At 72.4% G+C, this 6,783-nt stretch carries 4 protein-coding genes; 3 read left to right on the forward strand and 1 reads right to left on the reverse strand.

Features of this window, described 5'->3' with window-relative positions:
- The first annotated feature begins 22 nt into the window (after window positions 1–22).
- From CKO43_RS17960 to CKO43_RS17970, 3 genes are all read left to right on the forward strand, one after another.
- A complete protein-coding gene (locus CKO43_RS17960; protein ID WP_200379439.1) occupies window positions 23–1,240 on the forward strand; it encodes a geranylgeranyl reductase family protein in 1,218 nt (405 codons plus the stop codon).
- 272 nt (window positions 1,241–1,512) lie between these two features.
- A complete protein-coding gene (locus CKO43_RS17965) occupies window positions 1,513–2,271 on the forward strand; it encodes a class II glutamine amidotransferase (RefSeq protein WP_200227821.1) in 759 nt (252 codons plus the stop codon).
- 61 nt (window positions 2,272–2,332) lie between these two features.
- Window positions 2,333–4,030 carry a M14 family metallopeptidase gene (locus CKO43_RS17970; RefSeq protein WP_200379440.1) on the forward strand — a complete coding sequence of 566 codons (1,698 nt, stop codon included), beginning with the start codon at window positions 2,333–2,335 and terminating at the stop codon, window positions 4,028–4,030.
- Window positions 4,031–4,108: 78 nt separating this feature from the next.
- Here CKO43_RS17970 and CKO43_RS17975 read toward each other — a convergent pair.
- Window positions 4,109–6,783, reverse strand: a 2,675-nt coding sequence (locus CKO43_RS17975; RefSeq protein ID WP_200379441.1) for a PAS domain S-box protein, incomplete at its 5' end; no start/stop codon positions are given.

Here is a 6,783-nt window from a genome sequence, read left to right on the forward strand (position 1 = left end):
GGCGCTGCCTACAATCGATCGGGTGTCTTCCACCGTGCCTGCGGATGCCTGTGAAGTGCTCGTCGTCGGTGCCGGCCCGTCCGGCAGCGCCTGCGCACGCACGCTTGCGCAGGCCGGGCGCGACGTGCTGCTCGTCGACCAGCACGACTTCCCGCGCGACAAGGTCTGCGGCGACGGCCTGATCCCCGACGCGCACGCGGCCCTGCGTGTGCTCGGCGTGCACGACGAGGTGATGGACCAGGCTTTGCGCGCCGCCCACGTGCGCTGCGTCGCACCGCGTGGCGGCCATGTCGACGTGCCGGGCCAGCTCGCGGTGCTGCCGCGCCGGCAGCTCGACGACATCCTCTGCCGCGCCGCACGCAGCGCCGGCGCGCGGCTGGCGACGCCGCTGCGTTTCATCGCCCCGCTGGCCGACGGCGAGCGTGTCGTCGGCGCGCGCCTGAAGGGGCCGGGCGGCGAACACGAGATCGCGGCGCGCTGGGTCGTGCTCGCCACCGGCGCATCCGCGACGGCGCTGGCCGCTGCCGGCGTCTGCGAGCGCCGCGCGCCCAGCGGCGTCGCGCTGCGCGGCTACGTGCGCCACCCGGAGCTGGCCGAGCGCCTGCGCGAGCTGCAGATCGTCTGGCATCCGCGCCTGTGCGGCGGCTACGGCTGGATCTTCCCCGGCCCCGACGGCGTCTTCAACATCGGCGTCGGCCTGACCGGCAGCCATGCGACCGAGCTCGGCGGTCGCGCGCGCATGCGCGAGATCAACCTGCGCCGCATGCTCGACACCTTCTGCGAGGTGCATGCGCCGGCGGCCGAGCTGATGCGGCACGGTGCGCCCCAGGGCGAGCTGAAGGGTGCGCCGCTGCGCTGCTCGCTCGGCGGCGCGCGCTGGTCGCGCCCCGGCCTGCTCGTCACCGGCGAAGCCGCCGGCAGCACCTACGCCTTCTCCGGCGAAGGCATAGGCAAGGCGATGGAGACCGGCCTGCTGGCCGCTGCCGCGCTGCTCGAAGGCGGCGACGACGCCGCGGTGCGCGCACGCTACGAAGCCGCGCTCGCCGGGCTGAAGCCGCGTTTCGAGCTCTACGAGAAGGCTTCGCACGTGAACCACCGGCCGTGGCTCGCCGACCTCGTCGTCTGGCGCGCGCGCCGCAGCCCGCGCATCCTGCGGCGCATGAGCGCGGTGCTCGAAGAGCGCCAGAACCCCGGCCGCCTGCTGACCTGGCGCGGCATCACCAAGCTGATGTTCGAGTAAGAAGGTGTGAAAGAACCCGCCATGCCCGCGTCGATCCACCAAGCGACCCCGAACGTGCGACGGCGCGACGACGTCTCGGCGCTGATCGCAGCGCGGCCGGCACCGCCTCGGGGTCGCTTGTCGGCTCGCCCCTGCGGTACGGGGCACATCCGGGCGCCGGGCGGCGTTGCGCCGCTTGCCGGTACATGGAGTACCGGCTGCGCGACGCGCCTTGCCCGACACCCGGCTGCACCCCGTCGCGGGCACGCCAGGTTCTTCCACACCTTCTGACCATGTGCCAGCTGCTCGGCATGAACGCCAACACGCCGACCGACGTGATGTTCAGCTTCGCCGGTCTGGCCTGCCGCGCCGACGAACACAAGGACGGCTTCGGCGTCGCCTTCTTCGAGGACCGCGGCCTGCGCCAGTTCATCGACCACCACGGTGCGCGCTCCAGCCCGGTGGCCGAACTCGTCAAGCACTATCCGATCAAGAGCCTGAACGTCGTCGCCCACATCCGCAAGGCGACGCAGGGCCGGGTGGCGCTGGAGAACACCCACCCGTTCGTGCGCGAGCTCTGGGGGCGCTACTGGGTGTTCGCGCACAACGGCGACCTGAAGGGTTTCAACCCGCGGCTGCACGGTGCGTTCACGCCGGTCGGCGACACCGACAGCGAGCGTGCCTTCTGCTGGCTGATGCAGGAGCTGGACAAGGCGCATGCCGACGTGCCCTCGGTCGACGAACTGAGCCGCACGCTGGCCGAGTTGCTGCCGCTGCCGGCGCGCCACGGCACCTTCAACCTGCTGCTGTCCAACGGCCAGGCCTTGTGGGCGCATTGCTCGACGCAGCTGCATTCGCTCGAGCGCCGCCACCCCTTCGGCGCGGCCACGCTGGCCGACGAGGACCTGACGGTCGACTTCGCCGCGCTGACCCAGCCCGGCGACCGTGTCGCCGTCGTCGCCACCGAGCCGCTGACCGCGGGCGAGCCCTGGACGGCGTTCGCGCCGGGCGAACTGCGCGTCTTCGTGCACGGCGAGCGCCACCGGCCCTGAGGGGCGCGCGAGCGCGGCGCGCAGGCCACAATGCCGCGGTCCTGAGCCGCCGCGCCCGCCCATGCCGCCCGTACCCGTTCCCCGCTTCGACGTCTTCTACCGCCACGCCGAGCTTTCGCGCCTGCTGGCCGACTACGCCGCCGCCCGCCCCGGGCTCGTGCGCCTGGAGACCATAGGCCGCAGCCACGAAGGGCGCGAGATCCAGCTCGTCGTGCTGAGCAACGCCGACACCGGCGCCGACCGCGACAAACCCGCGTTCTGGGTCGACGGCAACATCCACGCCGCCGAACTGACCGCCGGCACCGCCTGCCTGTACTGGCTGCACCAGCTCGTCACCGGCTACGACGCCGGCGACGAGAAGATCCGCCAGCTGCTGGACACGCGTGCCGTCTACATCTGCCCGCGGCTGAACCCCGACGGCGCCGAACTCGCGCTCGCCGACCGGCCGCGCCACATCCGCTCGTCGACCCGGCCCTACCCGTACGAAGAGGAACCGGTCGACGGCCTGACGGTGGAAGACGTCGACGGCGACGGCCGCATCCTCTACATGCGCGTGCCGGACCCGCACGGCCCCTGGAAGAAACACGCCGCCGAGCCGCGGCTGATGGTCGCGCGCGAACCCGGCGAGTTCGGCGGTGACTACTACCGACTCATCCCAGAAGGTACGCTGAAACACTTCGACGGCGTGCGCATCAGCGCCAACCGCGACCCCGAAGGCCTGGACCTGAACCGCAACTTCCCCGCCTACTGGCGCCAGGAGTTCGAGCAGACCGGCGCCGGCCCCTACCCGGCGAGCGAGCCCGAGGTGCGGGCGATGGTCGACTTCCTCGTGCAGCACCCCAACGTCGGCGCCGCGGTCAGCTTCCACACCCACAGCGGCGTGATCCTGCGGCCGATGGGCACCCAGTCCGACGACGACATGACGCCCGAGGACCTGTGGATCTACAAGCGCCTGTCCGACATCGGCGCGCGCCTCACCGGCTACCCGGCGATCAGCAGCTTCCACGACTTCAAGTACCACCCGAAGGAAGTCATCACCGGTACCCAGGACTGGGTCTACGAGCACCTGGGCGCACTCTTCTGGACGGTCGAGATCTGGGCGCCGAACAAGGAAGCCGGCATCACCGACTACAAGTGGATCGAGTGGTACCGCGACCACCCGGCGGAGGACGACCTGAAGCTGCTGAAGTGGAGCGACGAGCAGTGCGGCGGCCAGGCGCACGTCGACTGGTACCCGTTCCGCCACCCGCAGCTGGGCATGGTCGAACTCGGCGGCTGGGACCGCATGAACTTCTGGCGCAACCCGCCGCCGGCGCTGCGCGAGCGCGAGGCGGCGCGTTTCCCGGCCTGGCTGACGCAGCTGGCGCTGTCGCTGCCCAAGCTGGAGCTGCTGCGTGCCGAGGTGCGTGCCCTGGGCCCCGACACCTGGCGCGTGCGCCTGGCGGTGGCCAACGCAGGTTATCTGCCGTCCAACGTCACCAAGCGTGCGCTCGAGCGCAAGACGGTGCGCGGCACCGTGTTCCAGATCCACCTGCCGCCGGCCTGCACGCTGATCTCGGGCCGCGAGCGCATCGAAGGCCCGCACCTGGACGGCCACGCGCCGCGCCAGTCGCTGCAGGCTTTCCTGCCGCAGCGCGAGATCACCGCCGACCGTGCCGTCGTCGAATGGGTGGTGCAGGGCCCGCGCGGCGCCGCGATCGCGCTCACCGCCAGCGCCGACCGTGCCGGCACCGTGCGCACCGAGGTGACGCTGGACTGAGGCCGGACGTACGGCGCCGGAAGGCGGCGTACGCCTGCCGACGGCCCGAGCGCGATTTCACGCGCGAGGGCTGTTGCCTCAGTCCGCCGCCTGAAGCCAGCGCTGCAGCGTCTCGCGCAGCTTGTCGGCGTCGATGGGCTTGGTCAGGAAGTCGTCCATGCCGGCGGCGATCGCGGCTTCGCGTTCGCTGACCAGCGCGGCGGCGGTCAGCGCGATGATCGGCAGGCGCTGGCCGGCTTCGCGGTAGCGCAGCATGCGCGTGGCTTCGTAGCCGCTCATCACCGGCATCTGCACGTCCATCAGCACCAGGTCGAAAGGCCGGCCGGCGGCGGCGGCGCGTTCCACCGCCTCGACCGCCTGGCGCCCATCCAGCGCCTGCTCGACCTTCAGCCCCCAGCGCTCGAGCAGCGCCACCGCGATCATCATGTTGACCGGGTTGTCCTCGGCCATCAGCACACGCGCGCCGGCCAGTTCACGCGGTGCCGCCGGGCTGGTGGCGGCCGCGGCCGGCGGCATGGCCGTCGCCACCGGTGCCAGGCTGCGCGGCAGCGGCAGCACGGCCCAGAAAACGCTGCCGGAGCCGGGTTCGCTGTCGACGCCGACCTCGCCGCCCATCAGCGTCGCCAGCTCGCGGCAGATCGACAGCCCCAGGCCGCTGCCGCCGAAACGCCGCGTGGTCGACTCGTCGGCCTGCGTGAACGGGCGGAACAGCCGCGCCTGCGTCGCCGGGTCGATGCCGGGGCCGGTGTCGTGCACCTCCAGCCGCACGCGGCCGCCGGGCACGCGGCGCGCGACCAGCTTGACGCGGCCTTCGCCGGTGAACTTCAGCGCGTTGCCGATGAAGTTGGTGACGATCTGGCGCACACGCAGCGGGTCGCCGACGACGCTGCCGTCCAGCCCGGGGCCGATGTCGAACTCCAGCGCCAGCCCACGTGCCGCGGCCATCGTCGTGTAGACACGCTGCGCGCCGCGCAGCAGCTCGACCAGGTCGAAGGGTTCGTTGGCCAGCTCCATGCGGCCGGCCTCGATCTTGGAGACGTCCAGGATGTCGGAGACGATCGCCGCCAGCGACTGCGCGCTCTCGGCTATGTGGTCCAGGTACTGGCGGCGCAGTGCCTCGTCGAGTTTCGGGTCGCGCGCCAGCTTGGCCAGGTTGATCATCCCGTTGAGCGGGTTGCGCAACTCGTGGTTGGTGTTGGCGAGGAAGGCGCTCTTGGCGCGGCTCGCGGCCTCGGCGGCGTCGCGCGCGGCGGCGAGCTTGCGTTCGAACTCGCGGCGCTCGGTGACGTCCTCGACGATCCACAGCGCGCCGCCGCGGGCCGGGTCCAGCGGGTCGACCGCCTTGACGACGATACGGGCGAGAAAGGTCGAGCCGTCGCGGCGCAAGCCGCTGCGCTCGATCTCCACCGGGTCGCCGCGGCCCAGCGCCGGCAGCGTGCCACGCGCGATCTCGACGATCTCGTCGCTGCCCGGCCAGACCGCGGTGGCGGCACGCTCGACCAGGCCGCCCGGCGGCCAGCCGAACATCTGCTCGAAGCGCCGGTTGGCGAGCACGAAGCGGCCGTCGCGTGTCACGGCGATGCCGATCGAGGCGTTGTCCAGGATGGCCTCGCGTTCGCGCCGGCTGCGTTCGGCCTCGGTCACGTCGCGCGCGTTGACCACCAGGTAGTCGCGGCCCTCGACGCTGAAGCGCGTGCCCGAGACCAGCATCGACAGCACGCGGCCGTCGCGTGCGCGGAACTCGGCCGGCACGTCGCTGGCGGTACCGCTGCGCTGCATCTGCTCGGCGAAGCGGCGGCGCTGGTCCTCGTGCAGCCAGAGCCCGATCTCGATCGGCGTGCGCCCGGCGACGTCGGCGGCGGGGAACCCGGTGACGCGTGCGAAGGTGTCGTTGACCATCGTGAAGCGGCCGGTCGACAGGTCGGTCAGCGTGATCAGCTCGGGGCTGCTGGCGAACAGGTGCGTCAGCACCGCCTCGGAGCGGCGCAGCGTCTGCTCGGCGGCGTGGCGCTCGGTGTCGTCGGCGTAGATCGACAGCGTCGCCGGCCCGCCTTCGGCGTCGACACGCACCGAGATCGCGCGCACCGACAGGCGCTCGCCGCCGCGCGGCTGCAGCCTGAAGTCGCCTATTGCCAGCGCGGCACCCACCGGGGCGTCGTCGAGCTCGTCGAAGCGGCGGCGCTCGCGTTCGCGCGACTCGCCGGCTTCGTAGGCGCCCAGCAGCTCGTGGCCGAGCAGCGTCTCCAGCGTGTCGCAGCCCAGCAGCGCCAGCGCCGCCGGGTTGGCGTCGAGCACCCGGCCCTTGCGGTGCAGCACCAGCGGCGTCGGGATGCGCGCGAACAGCTCCTCGTAGCGTGTCTCGGTGGCCGCGAGCGCCTCGCGGGCGGCGAGTTCCTCGGTGATGTCGCGTGCGACGCCCCAGAAGCCGAGGAAGTTGCCGCGTGTGTCGCGCCGCGGCTCGCCGCTCAGCAGCAGCGACAGCCGGCGGCCGTTGCCGGCCTGCCAGTGGACCAGCCGGTCGCGGAACGGAGAACGGGCGTCGAGGTCGGCGCGCAGCAGGTCCAGGGTCTCGGCGTCGCACAGGAACTGCGGCAGCTCCCAGGGCACGCTGCCCAGGCTGTCGCCGGGCGCCAGCGGCTGCTCGGCGCTGCGCTGGTGGATCGCGGCGACGAGGCGGTGCTCGGCGTCGAGTTCCCAGTAGGCGTCGGTCGCCAGCGCCAGCAGCGCGTGCGAGCGGCGCTCGCGGTCGGCGG

The organism is Rubrivivax gelatinosus (genome assembly GCF_016583785.1).
In the GTDB taxonomy this organism is placed as follows: domain Bacteria; phylum Pseudomonadota; class Gammaproteobacteria; order Burkholderiales; family Burkholderiaceae_C; genus Rubrivivax; species Rubrivivax gelatinosus_B.